The sequence below is a fragment of the Acinetobacter nosocomialis NIPH 2119 genome (assembly GCF_000368085.1).
In the GTDB taxonomy this organism is placed as follows: domain Bacteria; phylum Pseudomonadota; class Gammaproteobacteria; order Pseudomonadales; family Moraxellaceae; genus Acinetobacter; species Acinetobacter nosocomialis.
Genome location: NZ_KB849239.1, coordinates 239,690 through 266,094, shown reverse-complemented (window position 1 = coordinate 266,094; position 26,405 = coordinate 239,690). Strand labels below are relative to the sequence as shown.

General features: G+C 38.6%; 22 protein-coding genes. 10 read left to right on the top strand and 12 right to left on the bottom strand.

Annotation, left to right across the window (positions count from 1 at the left end):
* Positions 1-106 precede the first annotated feature (106 nt).
* The 8 genes from F984_RS05365 to F984_RS05330 all read left to right on the top strand — a co-directional run bounded on the left by F984_RS05365 (position 107) and on the right by F984_RS05330 (position 7,095).
* On the top strand, positions 107-529 hold the full coding sequence (locus F984_RS05365; RefSeq protein ID WP_004707667.1) for an MCR_0457 family protein: 423 nt from the start codon (positions 107-109) through the stop codon (positions 527-529).
* Between the two features lie 126 nt (positions 530-655).
* Entirely contained in the window at positions 656-1,804 is a 1,149-nt protein-coding gene (dacC, locus tag F984_RS05360) for a D-alanyl-D-alanine carboxypeptidase PBP5/6 (RefSeq protein WP_002052555.1), read from the top strand.
* Between the two features lie 89 nt (positions 1,805-1,893).
* Positions 1,894-2,439: a gamma carbonic anhydrase family protein gene (locus F984_RS05355; protein ID WP_004707665.1), complete on the top strand. Its 546-nt coding sequence runs from the start codon at positions 1,894-1,896 to the stop codon at positions 2,437-2,439.
* Between the two features lie 120 nt (positions 2,440-2,559).
* Positions 2,560-3,048 (top strand): NUDIX hydrolase, encoded by a 489-nt coding sequence (locus F984_RS05350; protein ID WP_004707663.1) that lies wholly within the window; start codon positions 2,560-2,562, stop codon positions 3,046-3,048.
* Positions 3,049-3,052: 4 nt separating this feature from the next.
* On the top strand, positions 3,053-4,186 hold the full coding sequence (gene mnmA / locus F984_RS05345; protein ID WP_004707662.1) for a tRNA 2-thiouridine(34) synthase MnmA: 1,134 nt from the start codon (positions 3,053-3,055) through the stop codon (positions 4,184-4,186).
* Positions 4,187-4,199: 13 nt separating this feature from the next.
* Positions 4,200-4,934, top strand: a complete 735-nt coding sequence (hflD, locus tag F984_RS05340; protein WP_000229973.1) for a high frequency lysogenization protein HflD — start codon at positions 4,200-4,202, stop codon at positions 4,932-4,934.
* Positions 4,935-4,988: 54 nt separating this feature from the next.
* The gene (gene purB, locus F984_RS05335) at positions 4,989-6,377 is read left to right on the top strand and encodes an adenylosuccinate lyase (RefSeq protein WP_002052704.1); all 1,389 of its coding nucleotides are present in this window, start codon (positions 4,989-4,991) and stop codon (positions 6,375-6,377) included.
* A gap of 82 nt (positions 6,378-6,459) precedes the next feature.
* Positions 6,460-7,095: a DUF2238 domain-containing protein gene (locus F984_RS05330; RefSeq protein WP_004707660.1), complete on the top strand. Its 636-nt coding sequence runs from the start codon at positions 6,460-6,462 to the stop codon at positions 7,093-7,095.
* 51 nt (positions 7,096-7,146) lie between these two features.
* On the opposite strand, the gene blp2 is transcribed toward F984_RS05330, so the two are convergent.
* From blp2 to F984_RS05285, 9 genes are all read right to left on the bottom strand, one after another.
* The gene (gene blp2 / locus F984_RS05325) at positions 7,147-9,330 is read right to left on the bottom strand and encodes an Ig-like repeat protein Blp2 (protein WP_004707657.1); all 2,184 of its coding nucleotides are present in this window, start codon (positions 9,328-9,330) and stop codon (positions 7,147-7,149) included.
* Positions 9,331-9,525: 195 nt separating this feature from the next.
* On the bottom strand, positions 9,526-10,143 hold the full coding sequence (locus F984_RS05320) for a cytochrome b/b6 domain-containing protein (RefSeq protein ID WP_004707656.1): 618 nt from the start codon (positions 10,141-10,143) through the stop codon (positions 9,526-9,528).
* Positions 10,144-10,280: 137 nt separating this feature from the next.
* Positions 10,281-11,243 (bottom strand): protease SohB, encoded by a 963-nt coding sequence (gene sohB, locus F984_RS05315; protein WP_002052504.1) that lies wholly within the window; start codon positions 11,241-11,243, stop codon positions 10,281-10,283.
* A gap of 147 nt (positions 11,244-11,390) precedes the next feature.
* Positions 11,391-12,293, bottom strand: coding sequence for a phosphate ABC transporter ATP-binding protein PstB (gene pstB / locus F984_RS05310; protein ID WP_002052705.1), 903 nt, complete (start codon positions 12,291-12,293; stop codon positions 11,391-11,393).
* Positions 12,294-12,306: 13 nt separating this feature from the next.
* Positions 12,307-13,704 (bottom strand): phosphate ABC transporter permease PstA, encoded by a 1,398-nt coding sequence (gene pstA / locus F984_RS05305; protein WP_004707654.1) that lies wholly within the window; start codon positions 13,702-13,704, stop codon positions 12,307-12,309.
* Positions 13,701-15,080, bottom strand: a complete 1,380-nt coding sequence (gene pstC, locus F984_RS05300) for a phosphate ABC transporter permease subunit PstC (protein ID WP_004707651.1) — start codon at positions 15,078-15,080, stop codon at positions 13,701-13,703. Before pstC ends, pstA begins: the two co-directional genes overlap by 4 nt.
* Positions 15,081-15,180: 100 nt before the next feature.
* Positions 15,181-16,212: a substrate-binding domain-containing protein gene (locus F984_RS05295; RefSeq protein ID WP_004707648.1), complete on the bottom strand. Its 1,032-nt coding sequence runs from the start codon at positions 16,210-16,212 to the stop codon at positions 15,181-15,183.
* A gap of 456 nt (positions 16,213-16,668) precedes the next feature.
* Entirely contained in the window at positions 16,669-18,048 is a 1,380-nt protein-coding gene (locus F984_RS05290) for an amino acid permease (protein WP_004707647.1), read from the bottom strand.
* A 139-nt stretch (positions 18,049-18,187) separates the two neighbouring features.
* Complete coding sequence (locus tag F984_RS05285; RefSeq protein WP_004707644.1) at positions 18,188-19,909, bottom strand: alpha-keto acid decarboxylase family protein; 1,722 nt, start codon at positions 19,907-19,909, stop codon at positions 18,188-18,190.
* A 134-nt stretch (positions 19,910-20,043) separates the two neighbouring features.
* Here F984_RS05285 and F984_RS05280 point away from each other — a divergent pair, with 134 nt between their 5' ends.
* Complete coding sequence (locus tag F984_RS05280; protein ID WP_000357090.1) at positions 20,044-20,529, top strand: Lrp/AsnC family transcriptional regulator; 486 nt, start codon at positions 20,044-20,046, stop codon at positions 20,527-20,529.
* A gap of 71 nt (positions 20,530-20,600) precedes the next feature.
* Here F984_RS05280 and F984_RS05275 read toward each other — a convergent pair whose 3' ends face one another.
* The 3 genes from F984_RS05275 to F984_RS05265 form a co-directional block, all read right to left on the bottom strand.
* The gene (locus F984_RS05275; protein WP_004707642.1) at positions 20,601-22,031 is read right to left on the bottom strand and encodes an aldehyde dehydrogenase family protein; all 1,431 of its coding nucleotides are present in this window, start codon (positions 22,029-22,031) and stop codon (positions 20,601-20,603) included.
* Positions 22,032-22,316: 285 nt separating this feature from the next.
* Complete coding sequence (locus F984_RS05270; protein ID WP_004707641.1) at positions 22,317-23,849, bottom strand: pyridoxal phosphate-dependent decarboxylase family protein; 1,533 nt, start codon at positions 23,847-23,849, stop codon at positions 22,317-22,319.
* A 2-nt stretch (positions 23,850-23,851) separates the two neighbouring features.
* A complete protein-coding gene (locus F984_RS05265; RefSeq protein WP_002052610.1) occupies positions 23,852-25,225 on the bottom strand; it encodes a diaminobutyrate--2-oxoglutarate transaminase in 1,374 nt (457 codons plus the stop codon).
* Between the two features lie 467 nt (positions 25,226-25,692).
* Between F984_RS05265 and F984_RS05260 the strand changes: the two genes are divergently transcribed.
* Positions 25,693-26,397 carry an SIMPL domain-containing protein gene (locus F984_RS05260; RefSeq protein WP_002052708.1) on the top strand — a complete coding sequence of 235 codons (705 nt, stop codon included), beginning with the start codon at positions 25,693-25,695 and terminating at the stop codon, positions 26,395-26,397.
* Positions 26,398-26,405 lie beyond the last annotated feature (8 nt).

Here is a 26,405-nt window from a genome sequence, read left to right as displayed (position 1 = left end):
TTTATGTAAAGCAGAAAACCTACATAACAATACATTTTTTCCATTTTTTTAGCGTTTAAATTGTTTAAGCTATCGGCATATTTCAAATTTTTGTTTCAGGTTATCCATGTTTATGAAAAAAAGCTTAGTTCAATCACTTTCTGTTGTTTTACTCATGACAATGGCAACAGTGGGTTATGCTGCTGACAAGAAAAAAACAGCTGAAAAGAAAACTGAAAATGAAAATGTTGTTGAAGTTACGCCGACCAAAGGGACTACACCCGAAGAATTAGCAGCAATTCAAGTACTTTCTCAAATTTGTCCAAGTTTAATTGGCAAAAAAGATGCTGAATTTGCCCAAGGTTATGAGCGCCTTGTAAAAGATTATTTACCAAATGAAGCAGACCCAGTTGCAGCTTTAGAAAAACGTAGCAAAGACAAAAGTTTCAAGAAAGTCTTAAAAGAAGCACGTAATGATGCGAAAGCTGCTGGTAACGAGCAAAACAAGTTAGTTTGTCAAGACGTAAAAGCTTATCAATCGCAAAACTAAATTAGTTAAAAACTCTCTAGTTACAATACTGTTTGAAAAAGCCGACTTCCCCCATAGAAGTCGGCTTTGCTTTGTCCTAAAATGCTAGGTTCTTCTGCTTCACACAAGATATTGGAATTACCTAGAATGACTCGAAAAAGCGCTATTGCTGCACTCCTCCTCTTACCAAGTTTTTCTTATGCAGCAACTGTCTTATCAGCTCCGCCAGAATTAAATAATAAGTCTTATGTATTAATGGATTACGAGACAGGACAGATTCTCGCTTCTAAAAATGAAAATGAAAAGCTTGCGCCTGCTTCTATGACTAAAATGATGACAAGCTACATCATTGAACAAAAACTATTAAAAGGTGAGCTTACCGAGAATGAAAAGGTTCGTATGAACGAATCTGCTTGGTGTAAAGGAAGCAGCGCTGAATCATGTATGTATGTACCATTAAATGGTACTGCAACAGTTTTAGAAATGCTTCGAGGTATTATCATTCAGTCTGGTAATGATGCGTCAAAAGCAATGGCTGAACATATTGCTGGAAATGAAGGTACTTTTGCTCACCTCATGAATCAGGAAGCAAAACGTATTGGTATGACAAATACCCAGTTTATGAACTCTACGGGCTTACCTGCAGAAGGTCATTATTCAACTGCAAAAGATATGGCTGTACTAGCTCAACATATTATTAAAGACAGCTCAAGATACTACCCAATTTACTCTGAGAAAGAATTTACATTTAACGGTATCAAGCAAGGTAACCGTAATGCGTTACTTTATACTGACCCAAGTGTTGACGGTTTAAAAACAGGCCACACAGATGAAGCTGGTTACTGCTTAACAACTTCAAGTAAACGCGGGCCAATGCGCTTAATCTCAGTTATTTTTGGTACTGACAGCGTTAATGAACGTGCTAACCAAACACGCGCGTTGTTGTCTTGGGGCTTTGCGAACTTTGAAACTGCAAATGTTCAACCTGCAAACCAAGTTCTTGCCAAAGCTAAAGTATGGTTCGGTAAAGAAAATGAAGTTCAAATTGGTTTAGCAGAGAACTTCAATGTCACTATGCCAAAAGGCAAAGCAGGTGGTATAAAAACTCAATTGGTTGTTCAACCAAATTTAAATGCCCCTCTTCAAAAAGGCCAAGTGGTAGGTAAACTTGTTGCAAGTTTAGATGGCAAAGTTATTGCTGAAAAACCTCTTGTTGCATTAAAACCAGTTGAAGAAGCAGGCTTCTTTGCACGCATGATCGACCATATCAAACAATTCTTTAGTAACTTATTCTAATTTTAGAATAGTTCAATTAAGCACTCATGCTATTAGCTTGAGTGCTTTTTTATTTTATACTTCTATTAAATTTTATTTTGATGCTTCTCATGACAAAAAACATCCGTCCTTATTTAGATCATCATCCACAAATTGATCCAAGTTGTTACATTGATGAAATGTCCGTGGTTGTCGGTGATGTTAAATTGGCCGAAAATGTTTCGGTATGGCCTTTTGCAGTCATTCGCGGAGATGTAAATAGTATTCAAATTGGTAAAAATAGTAATGTACAAGACCATTGTATGTTACATGTCAGCCATAAAAATGATGCAAAACCGAATGGTTCGCCTCTTATTATTGGTGAAGACGTAACAGTAGGTCATCATGTGACTTTACATGGCTGTACGATTGGCAACCGCGTACTAGTCGGGATCAATACCGTCATTTTAGATGATGTTGTTATTGAAGATGATGTGATGATTGGTGCGGGAAGTTTAGTGCCACCTCGTAAAGTCTTAAAAAGTGGTTATCTCTACGTTGGAAGTCCAGTACAGCAAGTACGTCCTCTAACTGAAAAAGAATTGGCATTTTTACCTTATTCAGCAAGACATTATGTAAAAGTGCAAAATAACCATAAAGATAACCAAACCAATTAGTACATACTCAATTTTTTCAAACGATAGAGCTTTTATAGTTCTCTATCGTTTGTAAGATCACCGTAGCCAAAAACCCCTAAATTTCGTATCATACGACTTTTAAATTCATGGTGCTTTTTTATGGCCGCATGGACTCCTCATGTCACTGTCGCTACAGTCGTAGAAAAAGATGGACGCTATCTTTTTGTCGAAGAACATAGCGAAGGTTTTGTACACACTGTGTTTAATCAACCTGCTGGTCATGTGGAATGTGGTGAAACGCTAATAGAAGCTGCTATTCGTGAAACACTTGAAGAAACGGGTCATCATGTTGATATAGATGCCTTACTTGGTATTTATACATATACTCCGCCTATGTTTCCGGATCGTACTTATTATCGCTTCTGCTTTTTAGCACATGTCACTCATGTCGAAAGCGACCCAAAACTTGATACAGGTATTGTTTCTGCTGTCTGGATGACTCTAGATGAGCTTCAAGAATCTGCCCGCGCTCGTAGTCCTCTGGTCATTAAAGCGATTGAAGATGCCATAAAAGGTCACCATTATCCTTTAGCTCTTATTTATGAGCACCCTTTCTCTCCCTCATTAACTTCTCATTTGGATGCCTAGTCCTATGCAACAACGTGTCATCGTCGGTATGTCTGGTGGCGTAGATTCATCTGTTTCTGCGGCACTCTTACTTCAACAGGGTTATCAAGTTGAAGGTCTCTTCATGAAAAACTGGGAGGAAGATGACGGCACGGAATACTGTACAGCAATGGAAGATTTAGCCGATGCTCAAGCAGTAGCAGATAAAATCGGTATTAAACTTCACACTGCAAACTTTGCGATGGAATATTGGGATCGTGTATTCGAACACTTCTTGGCTGAATATGCAGCTGGTCGTACCCCAAACCCAGACATCTTATGTAATAAAGAAATTAAGTTCCGCGCATTTTTAGACCATGCCATGACTTTAGGTGCCGACTTTATTGCAACAGGTCACTATGCTCGTCGTGCTGAAACTGCATACAACTCTAAAGGTGAAGCATATGCACCTTTATTACGTGGTTTAGATAATAATAAAGATCAAACTTATTTCTTGCATGCAGTGCATGGCCGCGAAATTAATAAAACGCTCTTCCCTGTTGGCGAAATTGAAAAACCGGAAGTTCGTAGAATTGCTGAAGAGCTGGACTTAGCAACTGCGAAGAAAAAAGATTCAACTGGTATATGTTTTATTGGTGAACGCCGTTTTAATGACTTCCTTAAACAATATTTACCCGCTCAACCAGGTAAAATTGTGCTGGATAATGGTAAAGAAGTTGGTGAACATCACGGTCTGATGTACTATACGCTCGGTCAACGTGGTGGTATTGGTCTGGGCGGTATGAAAGGTGCAGCTGAAGGTGCATGGTTTGTGCTTCATAAAGACGTTGCCAATAACCGTTTAGTTGTAGGCCAAGGACATGATCACCCGCTTATGCAAAGTACGCAGCTTTGGAGTGAGTCTATTGACTGGGTAGCTGGTGAACAACATATTCCGGCTGAAGGATTACGTTGTACCGCTAAAACACGCTATCGCCAGCCTGATCAAGCTTGCACAGTGTTTATTGATGAAAATAGTGAGCATGGTGTTCGTGTTGAATTTGATGAACCTCAACGCGCAGTTACACCAGGTCAAAGTGTTGTATTTTATTCAGATGAAGTTTGCCTAGGCGGGGGTGTGATTCACCATACAAATGCCCCTACACCAAATTTTATTTAAGGGAATGAATGGCATGGTGGAGTTACCCTTTCAACAATCACAAGCCTTGAATGTTCGCCAAAACCGTGCCCTTGCCTTGGCGGGGGTATTTCAAGCGACCCAGCTTACGCATATGACCGCTATGACAGGTCAACAAAGTATTGGTGAAAGTGGTAACTTCTATTTTGAATTATTAATAAAGGCGAGTTTAAATATTCGCCCTACAACAAATAATAATACCGTTCAGACATTAGATTTTTTTAATCAATTGGCTGATATTTCTCTAGGTCTTAAAACTCTTGAGAATTGTATTACCCAGCCTTTTACCAATGCGCCCAAATCTCGTTTGCCTAAAATGCGTAGTGCAAAACTTCCTATGTCTTACGCGATGTCACTTTTGCAGCTAGAAAAGAAGGTCTATAGCAATCCTGAATATGTGGCCATTATTGAAAAAGCACAGCAGAAGATTTTAAAACAGCTTTCTTTTTTCGATAATAACTATTTACACCCCAGCATTTTAGCCAATTTGGCACAAACCTATGTTGATACTGCCGGGCAAATTAATCCACGCATTCTTGTTCGTGGTAATGCTGAGGCATTTAAAGATACCAACCATACCAACCGTATTCGTGCTTGTCTGTTTACAGGGCTACAAATGGCTCATTTATGGCGACAACTCGGCGGTAGTTCATGGAACATGATTTTTAGCAAACGTAAATTGCTACAGGATATTCAAGCTCTTGCTCGCTTACAGTACCAAGTTATCTAAGGCTGTAACGAGATTATTTTTGTTTTATGTTTATTCCAGCATTAAGGAATCGTTATGAACGCTTTAACCGCACTATCACCATTAGATGGACGTTATGCCAGCAAATGTGATGCGCTACGCCCTTTTCTTTCTGAGTTTGGTTTAATTCATGCTCGTGTCACTGTAGAAGTGCGTTGGTTACAAGCGCTTTCTAACCGTCCAGAAATTATTGAAGTTGCTCCTTTCTCAGCTGAAACAAATGCAGCTCTAGATGCAATCGTAAGCAACTTCTCTGAAGAAGATGCGAATCGCATTAAAGAAATTGAACGTACAACTAACCATGACGTAAAAGCCGTTGAATATTTCTTGAAAGAGAAAATTGCTGGTATTGCTGAATTACAAAATGCGGGTGAGTTCATTCACTTTGCTTGTACATCAGAAGACATCAACAACTTGTCTCATGCACTTATGCTTAAAAACGGTCGTGAAGTTTTAGTATCAAGCATGAAGCAAATTTTAAATGCAATTTCTGCTTTAGCAACGACTCATGCTGAACAACCGATGTTGTCTCGTACACATGGACAAACTGCTAGCCCAACAACTTTGGGTAAAGAAATGGCGAACGTTGCATATCGTTTAGCTCGCCAAATCAAGCAATTTGAAAATGTTGAGTTACTCGGCAAAATCAATGGTGCAGTAGGTAACTACAATGCTCACCTTTCTGCTTACCCAGATGTTGATTGGCCAGCCCATTCACAAGCTTTTGTTGAATCTTTAGGTTTAACATTTAACCCATACACAACTCAAATTGAGCCACATGACTACATGGCTGAATTATTTGATGCGTTACGTCGTTACAATACAATTTTGATCGACTTTAACCGTGACGTATGGGGTTATATCTCTTTAGGTTACTTCAAACAAAAACTTAAAGAAGGTGAAGTTGGTTCTTCAACTATGCCGCACAAAGTTAACCCGATTGACTTTGAAAACTCTGAAGGTAACTTAGGCATTGCAAATGCTGTGTTGGCTCACTTAGGCGAAAAATTACCAATTTCTCGCTGGCAGCGTGACTTAACTGACTCAACTGTACTTCGTAACATGGGTGTTGGTTTTGCTCAAAGCTTAATTGCTTTTGATGCTTGCTTAAAAGGTATTGGCAAACTTGAATTGAATGCAAACCGCTTGAATGAAGATCTTGACCAAGCTCAAGAAGTTCTTGCAGAGCCAATTCAAACAGTTATGCGTCGTTATAACGTTGAAAAACCATATGAGAAGTTAAAAGCTTTAACTCGTGGTCAAGCAATGACTCGCGACATGATGGTTGATTTCGTAAATGGTAATGAACTTGCTCAAGTACCAAGCGAAGAGCGTGCTCGTTTAGCTGAGCTTACACCTGCAACTTACACAGGTAATGCAGCTGAACAAGCAAAACAAATTAACGATTTAATTAGCAAAATCTAATTAAAAAAATTTGATAAAAGCGAAGCTTAGGCTTCGCTTTTTTATTACACTCATATTCATCAAAAGAAATCTTATTTAGAAAATGATCGAAAAAAAATTTAAGCTTAAACATTATATTGCGCTTAGTCTGCTTTTCATTGCCATTATCATTTCAGGTATACAGCCTCTTGAGTTTGAAGCTTATTTACTTCATCAGGCTGGAACTGTTTTGATGCTGATTCTACTTTTTATTATTTTTAAAAAAATTGGTCTCGATTTTTTAAGTTTTTGTTTTTATTTACTGTTTCTTTTAATCCACGTAATTGGTGCTCATTATCTTTATTCATACGTTCCATACAATGACTGGATTCAGCACATCTTTCATTTTAATTTAGATGGATACATGGGTTGGTCTCGCAATATGTATGATCGACTTGTACACTTTTCATATGGTGCTTTGCTCTACCCTCTTATCTATCGTGTTTTCCAAGTATGGTTGCCGACCGCACGTCCTTTTTCTCTATTTTTGCTTGTAGTCCAATTCGTGATGGCGTCTAGTGTTTTTTATGAACTGATCGAGTGGGCAATTGCAATTGGCTTATCACCTGAACAAGCTGAAAATTATAATGGGCAACAAGGCGACATGTGGGATGCTCATAAAGACATGTTACTCGCCACAATTGGATCAATTGTTTATGGAGTTATTACTCTTATAACAACACCGAAAATCAAAAATTAGCCATAAATAAAAAGCGCTCATTGAGCGCTTTTATATTTTACATAGAGTCTTTTAAACAACTGGATAAGTCTGTTCTAAAATATTTTGCAAAGGTGAAGAACTCGTATTTGGTAAAATTTGATCAAGATTTGTTGTTTGATCAATTGAAGTATTTACATCAGTTTGCTCAGGTATCTGCGTTGTTTTCAATGCTGTCGATGATAGAAGTTTTGAGACAGGATCTGAATCGTTTAAAGAAGAGCTTTTTAGCAAATCATCTACAGGAACAGTTTTCTGCTGATTCGTAGGCTCAGTTGTCGTACTTTGCGTAACCTTTAAAGTGTGTAACCCAACACTATCTGCTAAAGATGGTGTTTCTGTACTTAAAGTATTGACTGAAGCATCAGCCAGACTCGCGACTTTCGGTGCAACCACATAAAAAGTAAATGGAGAGCTTGCTTCACTGGTCAGCCCTGCTGCATCAGTTTGGGTTAAAGTAATGCTGTGCTTACCAAGAGTTAAATCCTTATCAAAAGTAAATGACCAAGATCTACCAGCCGTTACAGTCACCACCCCAATTGCAACACCATTATCATAAATCGTAAGTGTCGCATTCGCTTCACCTGAACCTGTAAGTTTTGGCCTAGCATCGTCAGTTTCAGAACCTGCTGCAATAGCACCTTTTATGTCACCTACATCATCTTCTACACTATTTAAGATAGGTTTTGTCGGGGGTATGGTGTCTTTTGTCCCCACAATGTCGAGACTTTCAGATCTATTTCCAGCACCATCGATCGCTGAAACAGCACCATGGTTGTTATCAGTTAATGCAGGCGAAATATTAATCGTAAATTTTCCATTCGCATCTGCCGTTCCGGTACCAATCACTTTACCAGTTGCATCTTTAATTTCAATTTTGGCATTGGCTTCCGCTGTACCAGTTACCGAAGTTCCATCTGCATTAATTTGAGCCGTTGGTTTATCTGGTGCAATCGAGTCAAAGTCCGGCTTAATTTCAACGGGTTTAGACATATTACCGGCTGCATCTTCAACAACCACTGTAGCTTTTTGGGATTCTGTTAAAGCAGGTGAAAGTGTAATTTGAAAGTCACCTTGAGCATCGGCGGTCCCACTTCCAATCACTTTACCATCGGCATCTTTTATTTGAACTTTCGCATTTGCTTCAGTTTTACCATGTATTACTGACCCTTCTTTGTTGACTTCAACAAAAGGAGAAGCTGGTGGCACGGTGTCTTTACCCGCAATAATTTTAACTTCTTCAGATTTATTACCAGCAGCGTCTTCAGCAACAACTTTACCGCCTGCTTCACTGGTTAACGGCGGAGTAAGCTTTAAAGAATAAATACCATCTTTATTTGCAAAAACAGAACCTAATACTTTGCCAGTGGCGTCATAAACTGTAATTTTGGCATTTGCCTCTGCCTTACCAGTCAACAATGAACCATCATCGCTCAATTGGGCCTGCGGAGCATCTGGAGGTATTGTATCTTTTGTACCTGTCACAACAGTCGCTTTAGAACTATTTCCAGCCGCATCTTGGGCAATAACGTTTAATTTGTCCCCATTCACGAGCGGCTTATCTAATTTAACAGTGTAGTTACCACTTGCATCTGCAACACCCGATGCGACTGTATTGCCTGCAGCATCTTTAAGATAGATTTTTGCATTTGCTTCAGTTTTACCAGTCACTGTCACGGTATCATCAGCAAGCGTAGCTGTAGGAGCAGCAGGTGCGATTAAATCAGGTGCACTTGATGAGTCATCCTTATCATCTTTCTTAAAAGCCCAAAGATATAATCCTTCCGCAGCTAAAACTGCTAAGCCTGCTTTGAGTACATTACCCATCGTAAAACTTGGATCACTATCAACCGCCATAGTTGCAGCTGCTGGACTCGTACTGGCATAGCCTAAATCTGTAACATGATTTAAGCCTTTATAATCGATCACTTTACCTTGAGCATCGAATTGCGCTTCAACAAATTTTCCATGTTCAGTCGGAAAAACAAGTGAATGCTCTGTTGTATTTGTTGCTTCATTAAAGAAATTTTCTAAGACAATAGTCTCTCCATTTTTTAAATGGATAACTAAGCGCCCACCCTGTTTTTCCATGGTTGCAATATCTTTTTGGCTTACACCAATCTGAATAATAGTAGGCTGATTTAAAATTACTTTATTGAGTTGACCATCTTGCAGAACGTCCAAACCCTCTTTGGATGCCACAATTATTCTTGTCATTATTTCCTATCCTGAATTTCAGTTATATTTTTAAATGTGTAACTTTTTAAATGAAACATCTAAAAGCTATTTTATTGTTGCCTAAAATATCAAAATCACTTATCTATCACAATTCAATAAGTATATTTATCAACAATATTTTTTGAATTTTTATTAAAAAATAACTTCGAATAGAGTTTATATAAAACTTATATATTACATTCTTAAATAAACAAAGCTAAAAGCTCCTACAAGAAATAAGATGAATAATGTCATAAATTTAGTTATTTTTTTATCTGCCCATGTCATTTTAAGCATCGTCCAACCCTGAAAGCGTTTAGCAAGAATGCTATTTAAAATAAGCGTTGAAAGATGCAATATAACCAAAGCTAAAAATAAGTTTGCGAAAAATGAATGTAAGTCTCTCAAAGCATAAGTAAAGTGTTCTGTTCCGTATCCAAGTGCTACAACAACAGGAATGAGTATGAAAATAAATACAATCGAAGCTTGAAATAGCCCAATACTGAACAATTGAATTGTATTTTTCGAAAAAAGACTGAATGAATTTGTATGGCTAAAGGACTTTTTAATTGCATTAAATGCCATAGTGCTCCGCTTCTTTAAGCCAAATGGCGCAGTACTTGAAACACGTGGACTTAAAAAGTGCCAAATAACCCGTGTAATAATGCCAATCAGGAGAATATAACCAAACATCATATGCACCTGATGTAAGTCCTCGTTATCCCCTGTAAAATAAGCACCAACGAACGAAACCATAATAATGATGTGCAAAACTCTTATAAGAATATCAATATGTGATAACGTTTTTGACATCACAAAACTCAAAAATTTAAAAATAATATTAACTTTGGCAATTAAAACTTAAATAAATATTAATCAAATTTAGTTTAATCAATTCCATAAAAAAAGAGCACCTATAAAGGTACTCTTTAGTTAAAAACATATCTTAATTAAAATTTGGTATCGCGCATTTGCACTAAAGTTGAATTCGCTTTTGCCAACGTATCTGCAACTTTATGCATTACTGCTGGAATCAAGCTATCTGCCATTTGTGCTGCTTGTAAACCTAACTTTTCACCCAAAGTCGCCTTTTTGCGTGTGTTAATCACATAGACGTCATGCTGAGGTAACAACGCTAATAGGTATTCATCGGAAGTTTGTAATTTATCTACAAGGTTTAAATCAAGCGCATCTTGTCCATACCAGTGCTCACCTGTAGCAACTTTATCTACATTAAGCTGTGGACGATATTTTTCTACAAAGTGCTTAAACAGGATATGCGTCTGTTGTAGCTCTTCTTCAAATTTCGCTTTACCTTCAGGTGTATTTTCACCGAACATAGTCACAGTACGCTTATATTGCCCTGCTGTGTAAAGTTCAAAGTCAACGTTATGCTCTTTTAAAAGACGATTGAAATTTGGAACTTGAGCAACGACACCAATTGAACCCACAACAGCAAATGGTGCAGAAATGATTTCATTTGCAATACAAGCCATCATATAACCGCCACTTGCAGCGACCTTGTCAACACAAATCGTTAAATGAAAACCTGCATCACGTAAACGAACTAACTGAGCTGCTGCTAGTCCATAACCATGAACCATACCACCCGGACTTTCAAGACGTACCACTACGCGGTCACGTCCAGCTTTAGCGGTAGCTAAAATAAGTGTGATTTCTTCACGGAGGTTTTCAACCGCAGATGCTTGAATATCACCTTTAAAATCTAAAACAAAAATTTTCTGATTGTTCTTACGGCGGATTTTAGCTTCTTTCGCAAGTTGTTGAGCCAATTGTAAAAGCTCTAAACGGCTTGCTGTCGTTTGTGCAATTTTTTTTCTCTGTTCATTTACACGTGCATTTAAATGACTAACACGTATTTCCGCAGGGAGTTTAGGCAAATGGAATAACATAAAATTCTATGCTCATAAGTTTGTCTTTATAGCCTTAAGATGTGGTTCTTTTGATTAAAATTCAATAGCGATTTTGCAAAATAGATTCATTTTCATTTATTAAATAAAAAAAAGAGCACGAGGCTCTTTTTCTTTTATAACTATAAATTAACCAAAACGACCAGTAATGTACGCTTCTGTCAATTGATGGTCAGGTTGAGTAAATACTTTCTCTGTAGAGTTTACTTCGATTAGATCACCTAAATGGAAGTAAGCAGTACGGTCTGAAACACGCGCCGCCTGTTGCATTGAGTGCGTTACAATCACAATCGTATATTGGTCAGAAAGTTCTGAAATCAGTTCTTCCACTTTTGCTGTTGCAATTGGGTCAAGTGCAGAACATGGTTCATCCATCAAGATGACTTCAGGACTTACTGCAATTGTACGCGCAATACATAAACGTTGTTGCTGACCACCAGATAAGCCTGTACCTGGCTGATTTAAACGGTCTTTAACTTCTTCCCATAGACCAGCTTTACGCAAGCTATTTTCAACAATTTCTTCTAGGTCGTATTTATCACGTGCTAAACCATGTAACTTTGGTCCATATGCAACGTTATCAAAAATAGACTTAGGGAATGGGTTTGGCTTTTGGAATACCATGCCCACTTGAGCACGTAGTAACACTACATCCAGATTCGGATCATAGATATTTTTGTCATCTAAAGTGATCTTACCTGTTACACGACAACCATCAATTGTGTCATTCATACGGTTTAAGGTACGCAGGAAAGTCGATTTACCACAACCTGACGGCCCGATAAATGCAATCACTTCATTTTGATAGATATCTAAATCAATGCCTTTAATCGCTTCGAAGTCACCATAATAAACATGGGCATCTTGTGCACTGATCTTGATTTCGGTTGAGTTTGGCTTTTTTGAAGTATGTGGCTCAAAATGCGAAACATACGAAGTGCCATGATGCAGTTGTGTATCTGTAAGTGGAGATTGTTCAGTATTCACTAACTTATCCTTTTCTAAGGAATTCGTAATATCGATAGTATTCATTATTTATCCTCTATTACCAACGCACTTCGAACTTTTTACGTAACCAAATTGCAAGGCTGTTTAAACCAATCATTAATGCAAGGAGTACGATAATCGCAGCAGCTGTACGGCCTTCGAAGAAGTTACGCAACTCATTACCTTGCCATAAGTAAACTTGAACAGGTAAAGCAGTTGCTTGATCAAATGGAGTGGTTGGAATACTTGCAACGAATGCACTCATTCCGATTAAAAGTAACGGTGCAGTTTCACCAAGCGCATGTGCCACACCAATAATTGAACCTGTCATGATGCCCGGCATAGCCAAAGGTAAAACATGGTGGAAAACGGTTTGTACTTTAGATGCCCCTAAACCAAGAGCAGCTTGTCGAATTGATGGAGGTACAGCTTTTAAAGAAGCACGTGTTGTAATAATGACTGTCGGTAATGTCATTAAACTTAATACCAAACCACCAACAAATGGAGCTGATAATGGTAAATGCATCCAGCCAATGAAAATTGCAGCACCAAGTAAACCGAATACAATTGAAGGAACAGCAGCAAGGTTATTAATGTTGACCTCAATGATGTCGGTAATAAAATTCTTTGGAGCAAACTCTTCAAGATAGATAGCGCTGGCAACACCAATTGGGATCGAGATAATGATCACAATCAACATCATGAATAATGAACCCATGAATGCGCCTGCAAGACCACTAATTGCTGGTGAGCTACGAGAATCTGGATTCTTAAATAAGTTAGTATTAAACGTATTTTCAAGAATACCTTTTGCTTTCAAATCATCTGCAAGCTTACGGATTTCCGGATCGAGCTGCTGCTGGTCATCTGGTAATGAACGGTCAATGTTACCTTTTAACCAGACATCTACGTTAGCATCACCCAAGAAAGTAAGATTCTCTTTTTTACCAATGAGTGATGGGTCAGCAAATACCATGTCACGTAAACGATAAGCTTCCGAGCTTGCGTAAAGGCTACGTAAAGAATCACGTTGTGACTCAAGTGAAGGGTCTTTAGCAACTATTCCATTTACGATGAGGCTGTCCCAATCCACCATACCCATTTTTGTTTGCCAAGCCACATAACGTTCTTGGTAATGAGCAGGTGTTTCACCTTGTGCACGTACTGGCAATGGACCGGCATCAATCACTTTAGGATCGAAGTAAACTGGTACATTCATACTGGTTTGCCAAAAAGCAGGTAAACCTTTTGCCAAAATACTACCAAACAGTAGCGCTACGAATGCAAGGCCAATAACCACTGCTGATAAACCAGCAATACGGAAAGCTTTTTCTTTACGGTGACGTTTAGCCAATGACTTTTCAATGACTTTTTTACGGCGATCACGTGCCTGAGCAGCAGCTTGTGGATCAAATACGTTCTGATCCATAGGAGACGATGTATTTGATGTACTCATTCGTATTGCTCACGGTATTTACGCACAATGTACAGTGCAACAATGTTTAATCCCAAGGTGATTACAAAGAGTGTTAAACCCAATGCAAATGCCACCAAGGCCTGTGGGCTTGCAAAATCGGTATCGCCAGTTAACTGTTTTACGATGGTTACGGTAACTGTCGAAACAGCTTCAAACGGATTTGCATGTAGAAGTGGACTGTTCCCCGCTGCCAAAACCACAATCATGGTTTCCCCCACGGCACGCGATACAGCCAATAAAAATGCCCCTGTAATGCCCGGTAAAGCTGCTGGTAAAACCACTTGGCGAATTGTTTCTGATTTAGTTGCGCCAAGTCCAAGTGAACCATCACGAAGTGCACGAGGTACTTGAGTAATAATGTCATCAGATAAAGATGAAACGAACGGGATAATCATGATTCCCATTACGAAACCAGCAGTCAAAGCACTGGTTGCATTAATTTCAATACCGACATGAGCACCAACAGCTTTAAAAAATGGACCAATAATCATCATGGCAAAAACACCATACACAATTGTTGGAATACCCGCTAAAACTTCAATCGTTGGTTTTGCCCATGAGCGCAACCATGGTGACGCATATTCAGCTAAATAAATGGCAATCATTAATCCAACCGGTACTGCAACCAATAAGGCAATACCACTGACCATGAGCGTACCCCATAGCAATGGTAATAACCCATAGCTACCTTCGGCATTGCCTGAAGTACTAAAGCCAGGGTTCCATTCTGTACCAAAGAAAAAGTCGATTGGACTTACAAAATGGAAAAAGTGCATTGCTTCGCCAAACATCGACATTACAATGCCGATTGTGGTCAAAATTGCCACGCCAGAACACAAGATCAAACCAACATTAATCGCACGTTCCACTTGGTTACGTGCACGATATTCTTGGCTAATTTTTTTCTTTGCCCAGACTAGACCTAATAATGCAGCACAAACAACAACAGCAAATTTGGCAAAAGAGCCAATAGTTTGAAATTTTGCATATTGCTGAGCAGCAGCTAACTCATAAGCAGCTGGATGATCACTTACCCCAAAACCAGAAGCAATCGCTTGAACTCGATCAACAAGTACACTTCTTGCTGCTTCATCAAGAGAAGCTGACACAGAAGCTGGAATATTATTAAAGATAATATGATTTAAAATATTTGGTTCAACCAAGTTCCAAATTATCAAAATTAAAAAAGCAGGGATACCGCACCAAAGTCCAACCAGTGCGCCATAATAACCAGGACGAGAATGTAATGTCGCTGAGTTGCTTCCCTTACCTGCTAGGTTACGGCTTTTTCTCAGCCCAAGTTGATATGCAATTGCCACAAGGGCTAACAACACACCGATAAGTAGCAGATTCATGTATTCTCCACTGTTTTCTCAATTGTCATAATTTGGGAAAAACGTGTTAGACAAAAAGGCTGATGATCACTTGGGATCACCAGCCCCTATTCAAAACAAATTATTTAACAGTTTTACCTGCTTTAAAGTCAGCTAGGACTTTAGCGCGCTCTGCATCAGACATCGCGATTAAGCCATCACGCTCAGCTTTAGAACCTTTACCAGTCGCTTTTTTGCTTAGGAAGTATTCTACATACTGTGGTAAACCTTTAACTGATTTTAAGTGTTCGCCTTTCACATAGAAGAATAATGGGCGAGATACAGGATATGTACCGTTTAACACAGTTTTCTCAGAAGGAAGTACGTTGTTTACTGATGCTACACGTAACTTGTCACGGTTCATGTCATAGAAACTTAAACCAAACACGCCTACTGCACTTGGAGAAGTTTTTAAGCGAGCTAAAGTTTCTGTATAGTCACCAGCAATTTCAATTACACGACCGTCTTTACGGAAAGTCGAACATGCTTTCTTCTGAGCATCTTTATCTAAGTTTTTGAAGTATTCGTATGATTCACAACCAGCATCAACCATTTTCTCTTGGAAAACTTCACGCGTACCGTGGTTAGACGCAGGAATTACAAGAGTAATAGGTTCATTAGGAAGTGATTTGTCGATTTGATTCCAGTTTGTATATGGGTTTGGAACCAATTTACCTTTTGAAGGCAACTGTGCAGCTAAAGCAGCAAACACATGGTAAGGTTTTAATTTATAAGCTGCTTTGTGTGAGCTAGACGCGAATACAATACCGTCATAACCAATTTTGATTTCTTGAATTTGTTTTACACCAGCTTTGTTACAAGCTTCAATTTCAGTGCTTTTAATTTTACGAGAAGCGTTTGCAACGTCGATCGTATTGTCACCAACGCCTTGACAGAACTGTTTTAAACCAGCAGAAGAACCACCAGAACCTACAACAGGAGTTTTAAATTGAGGGAATGTATTACCAAACTCTTCAGCTACAACGCTGGCAAACGGTAATACAGTTGAAGAACCAGCAATTTGAATCGTATCACGAGCTGCATTTGCAGTCGTTGTTACAGCGGCCCCAGTTACTGCTAACGCAATTGCGATTTGACGTGGATTTAAGCGCATTCTGTTCTCTCTCATTAATGCAATAGGTTGTACGTCACTTTTTGTTTAGTGCTTGTACGCTCTTCGATAGCTGCATTGTGAATAGAAAATATGACAAATAAGTTACAGTATTATGACGCTTTAATGATTTTTATAATGTTCATTGTCACATTTTTAATTTTATTTTATATCAAGCATTTAAACTTATTTTATAAGGCTTAGAGAACCTAATTTTTATATTAAATATGACAATCATCCCAATTACCAAATTTACAATTATTCTTAAATTATAAAAACTTAAAGAATTTAATAAATTGTTATTACAAATTTAATTTTTGACACATTTCTCAAATTTTTAGATGACATATTTGTTTTTAAAAAAATTATTTCGTTCAAAGATGAAAATATTATGACAAAAAGATAAACGGTTACCTGCTTTTTGTCAGATAACCGCAATATCATTGTAAATTAAGCTTATCAGTTTGATTGTACTTCTGGCATTGGGACCATTTTTTTACGGTACTTCAAGAAATACATAATGGATAAAACAGCAAGCCAGATCGGCCCCAAAATCACAGCCAGTCTCATATCTGGAGTCATTGCCATAATAATAAGAATGAAACATACAAAGCTAATGGTTAAATAGTTACTCCATGGGCTCATGATGCTTTGAAACTTAGTTTGACGACGTTGTAATTTCATTGCTTTAGTAAATTTCAAATGCGTTACAGAAATCATGAGCCAGTTAATGACAAGCGCTGCAACAACCAACATCATAAAGAGCTGAAAAGCTTGGCCAGGAATTAAATAGTTCACCACCACACAGACTGCTGTGATTGATGCAGACACCACTGCTGCCGGAACTGGAATACCACGGCTATTTACTTTTTTCAAAATTGCTGGCGCATTACCCTGCTCTGCTAAACCATGCAACATACGGCTATTACAATAAATACAACTGTTATAAACCGAAATAGCAGCAATCAAGACCACAAAGTTCAGAACATTGGCAACGCCATTACTATTGAGTGACTGGAAAATTAAGACAAATGGACTACCGCCTTCTGCCACCATATTCCAAGGATAAAGACATAAAAGAATACCAATTGCACCGATATAAAAAATCAAGATGCGGTACACAATCTGGTTCACTGCTTTTGGAATTGTTGTTTCAGGTTTTTTGGTTTCTGCAGCTGCAATACCAATAAGCTCTAAACCACCAAATGCAAACATAATCACAGCCAAAGCCATAATAAAGCCATGAATACCATGCGGAAAGAAACCACCGTGTTGCCATAAATTTGCAACACCTGCTTGCGGACCTGCTGAGCCTGAAAGTAAAAGATAAGCACCGAAGCCAATCATACTTAAAATCGCAACAATTTTAATGCAGGAAAATAAGAACTCGGATTCCCCAAAAAAGCGGACATTTACCAAGTTAATGCCGTTAATTAAAATAAAGAAAAATAATGCAGTCATCCATGTTGGAATTTCAGGCCACCAGAACTGTATAAACGTGCCAATTGCACTCAGTTCGGCCATACTTACCAGTACATATAACACCCAGTAGTTCCAACCAGACATAAAACCAGCCATTTTGCCCCAGTATTTGTTCGCAAAATAACTAAATGAACCACTTACCGGTTCTTCAACAACCATTTCACCTAAATGACGCATAATTAAAAAGGCAATCACTCCTGCAATTGCATATCCTAATAAAATTGAAGGACCAGCCAATTTAATTGTTTGAGAAAGACCTAAGAATAACCCAGTTCCGATCGCCCCTCCGAGTGCGATGAGTTGAATATGTCGATTGGATAAGCCTTGTTTTAACTCGTGCTTATTGTTTGCATCCATAACATTATCTCCAATGTTGGTGTCACTTCCTGTACACCTTTATTCAGCACCACATCCGAAGATCAGAAACCGACCTTCGGACATAAATTGCTTTAATATGAGTCCATTTAATTTTGAGAAGACATGTCCTATCTTCTATTTAAAACGAGCTTGCATCCTTACATTTAATAGGTTGGGAACGCTCCTTTAAAATTTCGTAGCCACGATCGCCGTAATCAAAACGTGCAATCACAGAAGCAAATTTTTTCAAACTCACCGGGGCATCCATTGCTGGTAGTTTTAATTCAATAAAAGTTAACTGGTCATTTTGCTGAACGTTGTCTAGAACACTCTTTAACTGCCCTGCGGTTTCAACCACATAAGTTGTATGGCCTTTCTTACCGTTAAATACCGCTGGAATTTCAGTGTATTTCCAGTTTTGCACGTCGTTATAGGCAGCGTTTTCACCCATAATTAAGCGCTCAATGGTATAGCCGCCATTGTTCAGCAAGAAAATAATTGGTTTTAAACCATGACGGATAATTGTAGAAAGCTCTTGTACCGTAAGCTGGAACGAACCGTCACCAATAAACAAAATTTGACGGCGTTCAGGGGCAGCCAACAAACTACCAAGCAAAGCCGGTAAGGTGTAACCAATAGAACCCCAAAGCGGCTGTGCAATATATTTAGCTGTAGCAGGCAGCTTTATACCTGACAAAGCAGAGTTTGATGTCCCGACTTCTCCAATAATCACATCATCTTCTTTTAAGAACCCTGAAATGTAGTTCCAAAGCACATCTTGGCTTAGTTTCTGTTGCGCTGGCGCTTCAACTACTTTCTGAGGTTGTTTTTCAAGAAGAGGGACTGACGATTTACGTGGCGCAACTTTTTTATTTAACTCAACAAGTAATTGTCCAATTTCAATACCCGGAAAATCCTGACCAAAAATATTTAAGCCATAAGATTTAATTTCGATGTAATTCTTGATGTCAATTTGATGAGTAAATACAGCTGAGCCTACATCGGTAAAGCGCGCGCCAATACCAATTAAACAGTCAGATTGTTCAATGATATTTTTCACATGCGGTTGGCTTGCCCCACCCACATAAGTTCCGATATAACGAGGTGAACCTTCATCCATAATATTTTTTGCAGTATTCATACCTGCAAATGGAATTGAGCATTTTTGAGACAAATCATTTAAAAGTGAAGTTACACCAAAAACTGAAGCTTCATTATCAATTAAAAGCGCTGGACTTTGAGCATTCTCAATAATGTCACAAAGTTTGCTCACCACACTTTGCAATAATTCAGGCTCAACAGCTGGATAACTTAGGTCGAGCGGACGCTCAGACACTTCAATTTTAACGTGGGTAATATCACCAGGTAGTTGGATGTGTACAGGACGGCGTTCAAGGAAACACTGACGTAACACACGATCAATTTCAGAAGCTGCATTTGCAGGAGTTAAACGAGTTTGGGCAACTGTGAACTCTTTCATACAGTTCATAATATTGTCATAGTTACCATCGACAAGCGTGTGGTGAATTAAAGTGCCCTTTTGAACTGCATGTAAAGGTGGAATACCTGAGATATGAATAAGAGGTACATTTTCTGCATAGGCACCAGCAATACCATTAATGGCACTTAAGTCACCTACACCATAAGTCGTAGCCAAGGCAGAAAAACCGTTAATTCGTGCATAACCGTCTGCTGCATAGGCAGCATTTAATTCATTACAATTTCCAATAAATTCGAGCTGTGGGTCTGCTTCAACTTGTTCTAGATATGAGAGGTTAAAATCACCAGGTACACCAAAAAGATGTTGGATACCCATTTGTTTTAGACGAAGATTTAAAAATTCACCAATTTCTATGAACATTGCTCTATATCCTTTGAGACCAATTTTTATTCCATAGAAAAATAATATTTCATCTATCTTTTAGATTTCGTGCATAATGAAAACGCATTTTAATAAAAATACATGATTTGTGTATCATAAAAGGATTTTATGCAATGGATAAGTTCGACTGGCAAATCATTCAGGCACTACAAAAGAATGGACGACTCACCAATCAGGAAATTGGAGATTTAATCGGTTTATCTGCTTCTCAATGTTCAAGACGACGTCAATTGCTTGAGCAAAAAGGCGTGATTCTTGGCTACACGGCACGCATCCAGCAACAGGCGCTAGGGCTTGAAGTTACAGCAATGATTCACATTAATTTAAGGACACACGAAGCCAAATCACAACAAGCTTTTCAAGAGCTGATTGAAGCTGAAGATAACATTCAGGATGCTTTTTCAATTAGTGGTGATGCTGATTTTATTTTAAAAGTCGTTGCTGAAAATTTAGAACAGCTTTCTCAATTTGTGACTGAAAGATTACTTTCTTACAATTTTATAGGTCACATAAAGTCTTACATCGTTCTGAAAAAAATTAAAGAACAGAATCATTTTTTAATCAAGCCTAAAAGCATGAGCTATCATCACTCTCAATAAAATAACTCAGCTTTTCACTCTTAAAAGTGAAAATAAAAAGGCGGATACTAAATCCGCCTTAAAATTAATATTTAGATTTTACTAATATGGACCGTTTGCCCAATCGTATTTTCAAGCAAACCTTCCAAACCAAATTCAGCGCCTAAGCCAGACATTTTCCAGCCACCAAAAGGTGCATGAGGCAACACTTCTGCATGGGTATTAATCCAAACCGTTCCGCATTGAAGCTGCGTAGCATAGGTCTGTGCGGCTTTAAGATCAGAAGACCAAATTGAACCGCCTAAGCCAAACTCACTGTCATTGGCACGGGCAATTGCATCGTTGATATCGGTATATTTTAAAATAGGCAACACTGGACCAAACTGCTCCTCTTGCACCACGCGACAATAGTCAGAAACTTCAGTCAAAATAGTTGGCGCAATAAAGTAGCCTTGCTCTGGTAGCTGTTGTTGTCCAGAAAGTGCTTTTGCACCTTGTTCAATCGCTTCAGCAATAAGAGCTTTCACCTTGTTATATTGCATTTGGTTTTGTACTGGACCAAATGTTGTAGAAGATGCCATACCATCTCCCACCACTTGAGCGTTGGCAATATCAGCTAACTTTTGAGATAAAGCCTTATATTGGCTTTCATGTACATATAAACGCTTCAATGCCGCACATGTTTGACCAGCGTTTAAGAACGCCATATTAAAAATCTTAGCTGCAATTTCATCGATATTTGCATCTGGTAATACAATACCAGCATCATTGCCACCCAACTCTAAAGTTAAGTGTTTTAGCTGTTGAGCTGCACCAGCCATAATGTGCTGACCAGTTCGAGTTGATCCCGTAAACACGACTTTTTGCACATCTGGATGAGAAGATAATGCTTCGCCAATCTCACCAGCTCCAACCACAATTGAGATTACACCTGCCGGAACTTCTTGCTGGATAATTTCACATAAACGTAAAGTCGATAGTGGTGTGTATTCAGAAGGTTTGCTAATCACAACATTACCCGCACGCAATGCAGGCATGATATGCCAAACCGCAATCATGAGTGGCCAGTTCCAAGGGGTAATAGAAGCCACTACACCTAAGGGTTGGCGATGGCGCTCAATCCGTTTGGTTTCACTGTCTTCAATTACTTCTACCGGTAAATCCATAGAAGCCGCATAACGCGTCCAGCCAATTGCACCCTGCACTTCCATTTGAGCAAGTGCCAGTGGTTTACCTTGTTCAAGAACAACCAGCTCTGCAAGCATTTCAGCGTGCTTTTCAATGCCATCTGCAATTTTATTTAGGATTGATTTACGTTCATCATGCGAGACTTGTTGCCAAGCTTTAGATGCCTGTTTAGCTGCACTCACTGCCTGGTTCACCTGCGCAACTGATGCTTTTGCACAACGTGCAGCAGTTAAGCCAGTAGCAGGGTTAAGAATTTCTAGTTCACCTTGCTCACCTGAACAACTTTGACCGCCAATAATGAGTTTAAATTCATTGAGCATATTCGCTTGTTGCATTTCTTCTTCCTTGTCTTAATTGTAATTACAGCCACTTACTTTTTTCAGTTAAAGCGGGATTATTTAAAGTAAGTGCGATATTGATATATCAATACAACCCAAAATATCTGGAACCTACCAATACAATAAGAAATTTGCTCCCCATAAATCATGCATAATTATTTTTGTTTTTTGAAAATATGCATATTTTGTGCATATTAGTCTTTTCCGATGCACACTTTTAATAAAAATAATATGTAATAAAAAAGCCCGGCAATAAACCGAGCTTTTTTAGTATCAACTCAATTAGTCGATTGGTGGTACGTAATTACCAGAAGCAATCGCATCTTTAATGCGGTCAGCTTCAGCCAATACTTGAGCTAAAAGGTTTTTAACATTTTCAAATGTTACAACAGGGCTTAATGTAGTCATTTTCAATGACTGTACATTACCAACTTTTGTTACACCGATATTTGCTTCACCACGTGCAAACAATTCGTCTGCTACGTTTTGATTTAAGCTATCGATAAACTCAACTGGATAACCTTCTGGTACAACACGGAACAATACCGAAGCAAATTGTGGTTCAACTAAAAGCTCTAAACCGTCAGTTGCCTTGATGTAATCTGCAACTTCACGAGTCAGTTTTACACCATGGTCAATCATTGAACCATATAGGTCTTCACCAAGTGATTCAATTGTCATCCACAATTTTAATGCATCAAAACGACGAGTCGTTTGTAATGACTTAGACACAAGGTTAGGTACACCATGTTCTTCGTCATAAGCAGAGTTCAAGTACTCAGCTTCATAGTGCATGAAACGATAGTTCGCTTCGTCTTTTAACAAGAACGCACCACAGCTAATGCTTTGGAAATAATGCTTATGGAAGTCGAGGGTGATCGAGTCAGACAACTCAATACCATCAAGCATTGCACGATAGTCATTTGACAAGATCAGTGCACCGCCCCATGCAGCATCGATGTGCATCCATGAACCATATTTCGTTGTGATTTCACGAATTTTCTTCAATGGATCAATTGCACCAGCATCGGTTGTACCTGCTGTCGCAACAACACAAGCAACAACTTTACCTTCGGCTTGAAGATGCGCCATCGTTTTTTCGAGAGCATCAACATCCATCTGAGCATTTTCATTCACAGGTACAGTTACAACTGACTGGAAGCCCATGCCCATCATTGCCATGTTCTTTTGCACAGAGAAATGCGCATTTTCAGAACAAATGACTTTGACGTTTTTCATTGCTTCAGCTGGAATACCATCACGCTGTACAGACCATGGATTACCATTTTCGTCTTTCCAGTTTTTCGCAATGCACCAGTCACGAGCAAGCAACACACCCATCAAGTTAGATTGAGTACCGCCAGAAGTGAAAACACCTGCCTGACCAGAACCATAACCTACTTTTTGACGCAACCAATCAATCAGCTGAACTTCCATTAATGAACCTGCCGGGCTTTGATCCCATGAGTCCATAGACTGGTTAGTTGCATTGATTAACACTTCCGCGATCTGGCTCATCACCATAGTTGGGCAGTGTAAATGCGCTAATGAATGTGGATGGTGTACTTTCAAGCTTTTATTTAAGAAAAGCTCAATCATACGTTGAAGAGATTGTTGTACACCCATACCTTCTTTTGAAGGTTGAAAAGAAATTGCTGAACGCAATTCTTTAATGCTACCGCCTGTGTACATTTTTTCATTTTGCAACCATGCTGAAACGGCTTTTACCGCTTCGCCCATTGCTGACTCATAGTCAGCAATGGATTGTGCATCATTGCAGAGTAACGCTTTACGATGTTCTGCAAAATCCACCATATTTAAGCGCCTCGTACTGCAACCAATGCTTCTGCAACTGCTTTCTTGAAGCGGGCAATTACTTCAACACACTCTTCTTGAGTAATGATGAGTGGGCAAAGTAAACGAATTACTGTACCGTTACGACCGCCTTTTTCAAGCAATAACTTGTTGTTAAAGCAAGCAGTCTGGATCGCAGCTGCTAACTGAGAATCAGCAGGATGAGAACCGATACGGTCAGCAGGTTTACGCTCGTCAACGATTTCAACGCCGATCATTAAACCACGGCCACGTACGTTACCGATACATGGGAATTCAGTAGCTAATTTTTTCAATTCAGCTTGTAAGAAGTCACCACGCTCTTGCGCATTTTGAGCAAGATTTTGTTCGCTAATCGTTTTTAATACGACAAGACCAGTACCCATAGCAAGTTGGTTACCACGGAAAGTACCCGTATGACCAGCAGGCTGCCAAGCATCAAATTTACGTTTAATACCTAATACTGCAAGTGGTAAACCACCACCTACTGCTTTAGACATTACAACAACATCAGGTTCAATACCTGCATGTTCAAATGCAAACATTTTGCCTGAACGTGCAAAGCCAGCTTGAACTTCGTCTAAAATTAAAACGATGTTGTGCTTTTCAGTTACTTCACGGATTTTTTGCAACCATTTTACTGGAGCTGTAACAACACCGCCTTCACCCTGAATTGCTTCAAGAATGACAGCAGCCGGTTTAGTCACACCGCTTTCAACATCTTCAATAAAGTTTTCAAAATAGTAAGTTAAAGCATCAACACCAGCTTCACCACCTAAACCAAGTGGGCAGCGATATTCATGCGGATATGGCATGAATTGTACGCCTGGCATTAAACCATTAACTGCATTTTTCGCACTTAAGTTACCAGTCATTGCCAGTGAACCATGGGTCATACCATGATAACCACCAGAGAAACTGATTACTGAACTACGACCAGTGTAAGTCTTAGCAAGTTTAATTGCTGCTTCAGTCGCATCTGCACCAGCAGGACCACAGAACTGTAAGCAATACTCTTCTTTACCACCTGGTAAATATGCTAACAACGCTTCAGTAAACGCATCTTTTAAAGGTGTGGTTAAGTCTAAAGTATGCAATGGCAAACCACTTGCCAATGTGTCTTGAATACTTTGAATCACCGCAGGATGATTATGACCTAAAGCCAATGTACCTGCCCCAGCTAAACAATCAAGGTACTGTGTACCTTCAACATCAGTAACCCAGCAACCTTGTGCTTTCGCTATCGCTAACGGTAATTTACGTGGATAGCTACGAACATTCGATTCCATTTGACTTTGGCGAGTCAAATAATATTCGTTAGTAGCATTAGTGGCAGGGTTGACAGAAGTAACGCTCATATCGGATTACCATCTCTGATAAGGGTAGAAAGAAATAAGTCTGGTGACTTTTGGTCCTTTGACTCGGTGCTTTATAGAACTAGCGAAGACACATATTTTATATCTTGTAACTAGGAGCGCGATGATACCTAATTTTGCAAGAAAAAAAACGTCTTTTGTGTACTTTACTCATCTAATCTTATTGAAAAAATGTATTATCCCAATAGTTACGATGAATTATCATCATACTATGTGACAACCTAAAGAAAATATTCTTTTTTTATATTAGTTTGATTTTTTAAGTTACATTGAAATACTTTATTTTTAAGTTTTTATTTTTTAAAGCTTTTGTCTGTACTAAAAATTAAAAAACTTGATTTAAATATTACAAATACCCCACAAAATCTGCAAAAGTTATGCATAACTTATGTTTAACATTTCTTAATGAAAAAAAATTAAATTTATATTAATTTTTAAAGGATAAATTTATGCGTACTTTAGCAATATCTACTCTTCTCCTTGGTACGGTACTCAGCCCTATGGTTTTTGCCCAAGATGATAATGCACTTCACTACAATATTGTAAATGTTCAAGCTGAAGCTTCTCGTCAGGTATCTAACGATGAAATGCATGCAACGTTATATATTGAAAAAAGTAACAAGCAGCCTGCTGAACTTTCAAATCAAATTAACCAGTTAATGAATCAAGCACTGGCGACTTCACGCAAATATCCACAGGTAAAAGTGGAAACCGGTGCTCAAAGCACTTATCCAATTTATGACAATGACAGTAACAAATTAAAAGAATGGCGTGGCCGTGCAGAAATCCGTTTAGAAAGTAAAGATTTTAAAGCAGCAAGCCAATTAATTAATGAGTTACAACAAAGCTTTCAAACTCAATCCATTAATTTTAGTGTTTCAGATGAGCAACGTAAAAAAGTTGAAAATGAGTTAATGGTTGAAGCATCTAAAAGCTTCCAGCAACGTGCTCAAATGTTGACTCAAGCTTGGAATAAGAGCCAATACACGTTAGTTAATCTAAACCTAAACACGAATAACTATTTTCCTCAGCCTGTAATGCGTGCAAGCATGGCTAAATTTGCGCTGGCCGAAGCTGCAGCGCCAGCTCAAGATATGGCTGCTGGTGAGTCTAAAATTACCGTAAATGCAAATGGTTCAATCCAGTTTAAATAATTATTTTT

Coding starts and splice junctions, on each gene's coding strand:
- F984_RS05365 (WP_004707667.1), top strand. CDS start 107: ATGTTTATGAAAAAAAGCTTAGTTCAATCACTTTCTGTTGTTTTACTC.
- dacC (WP_002052555.1), top strand. CDS start 656: ATGACTCGAAAAAGCGCTATTGCTGCACTCCTCCTCTTACCAAGTTTT.
- F984_RS05355 (WP_004707665.1), top strand. CDS start 1,894: ATGACAAAAAACATCCGTCCTTATTTAGATCATCATCCACAAATTGAT.
- F984_RS05350 (WP_004707663.1), top strand. CDS start 2,560: ATGGCCGCATGGACTCCTCATGTCACTGTCGCTACAGTCGTAGAAAAA.
- mnmA (WP_004707662.1), top strand. CDS start 3,053: ATGCAACAACGTGTCATCGTCGGTATGTCTGGTGGCGTAGATTCATCT.
- hflD (WP_000229973.1), top strand. CDS start 4,200: ATGGTGGAGTTACCCTTTCAACAATCACAAGCCTTGAATGTTCGCCAA.
- purB (WP_002052704.1), top strand. CDS start 4,989: ATGAACGCTTTAACCGCACTATCACCATTAGATGGACGTTATGCCAGC.
- F984_RS05330 (WP_004707660.1), top strand. CDS start 6,460: ATGATCGAAAAAAAATTTAAGCTTAAACATTATATTGCGCTTAGTCTG.
- blp2 (WP_004707657.1), bottom strand. CDS start 9,330: ATGACAAGAATAATTGTGGCATCCAAAGAGGGTTTGGACGTTCTGCAA.
- F984_RS05320 (WP_004707656.1), bottom strand. CDS start 10,143: ATGTCAAAAACGTTATCACATATTGATATTCTTATAAGAGTTTTGCAC.
- sohB (WP_002052504.1), bottom strand. CDS start 11,243: ATGTTATTCCATTTGCCTAAACTCCCTGCGGAAATACGTGTTAGTCAT.
- pstB (WP_002052705.1), bottom strand. CDS start 12,293: ATGAATACTATCGATATTACGAATTCCTTAGAAAAGGATAAGTTAGTG.
- pstA (WP_004707654.1), bottom strand. CDS start 13,704: ATGAGTACATCAAATACATCGTCTCCTATGGATCAGAACGTATTTGAT.
- pstC (WP_004707651.1), bottom strand. CDS start 15,080: ATGAATCTGCTACTTATCGGTGTGTTGTTAGCCCTTGTGGCAATTGCA.
- F984_RS05295 (WP_004707648.1), bottom strand. CDS start 16,212: ATGCGCTTAAATCCACGTCAAATCGCAATTGCGTTAGCAGTAACTGGG.
- F984_RS05290 (WP_004707647.1), bottom strand. CDS start 18,048: ATGGATGCAAACAATAAGCACGAGTTAAAACAAGGCTTATCCAATCGA.
- F984_RS05285 (WP_004707644.1), bottom strand. CDS start 19,909: ATGTTCATAGAAATTGGTGAATTTTTAAATCTTCGTCTAAAACAAATG.
- F984_RS05280 (WP_000357090.1), top strand. CDS start 20,044: ATGGATAAGTTCGACTGGCAAATCATTCAGGCACTACAAAAGAATGGA.
- F984_RS05275 (WP_004707642.1), bottom strand. CDS start 22,031: ATGCAACAAGCGAATATGCTCAATGAATTTAAACTCATTATTGGCGGT.
- F984_RS05270 (WP_004707641.1), bottom strand. CDS start 23,849: ATGGTGGATTTTGCAGAACATCGTAAAGCGTTACTCTGCAATGATGCA.
- F984_RS05265 (WP_002052610.1), bottom strand. CDS start 25,225: ATGAGCGTTACTTCTGTCAACCCTGCCACTAATGCTACTAACGAATAT.
- F984_RS05260 (WP_002052708.1), top strand. CDS start 25,693: ATGCGTACTTTAGCAATATCTACTCTTCTCCTTGGTACGGTACTCAGC.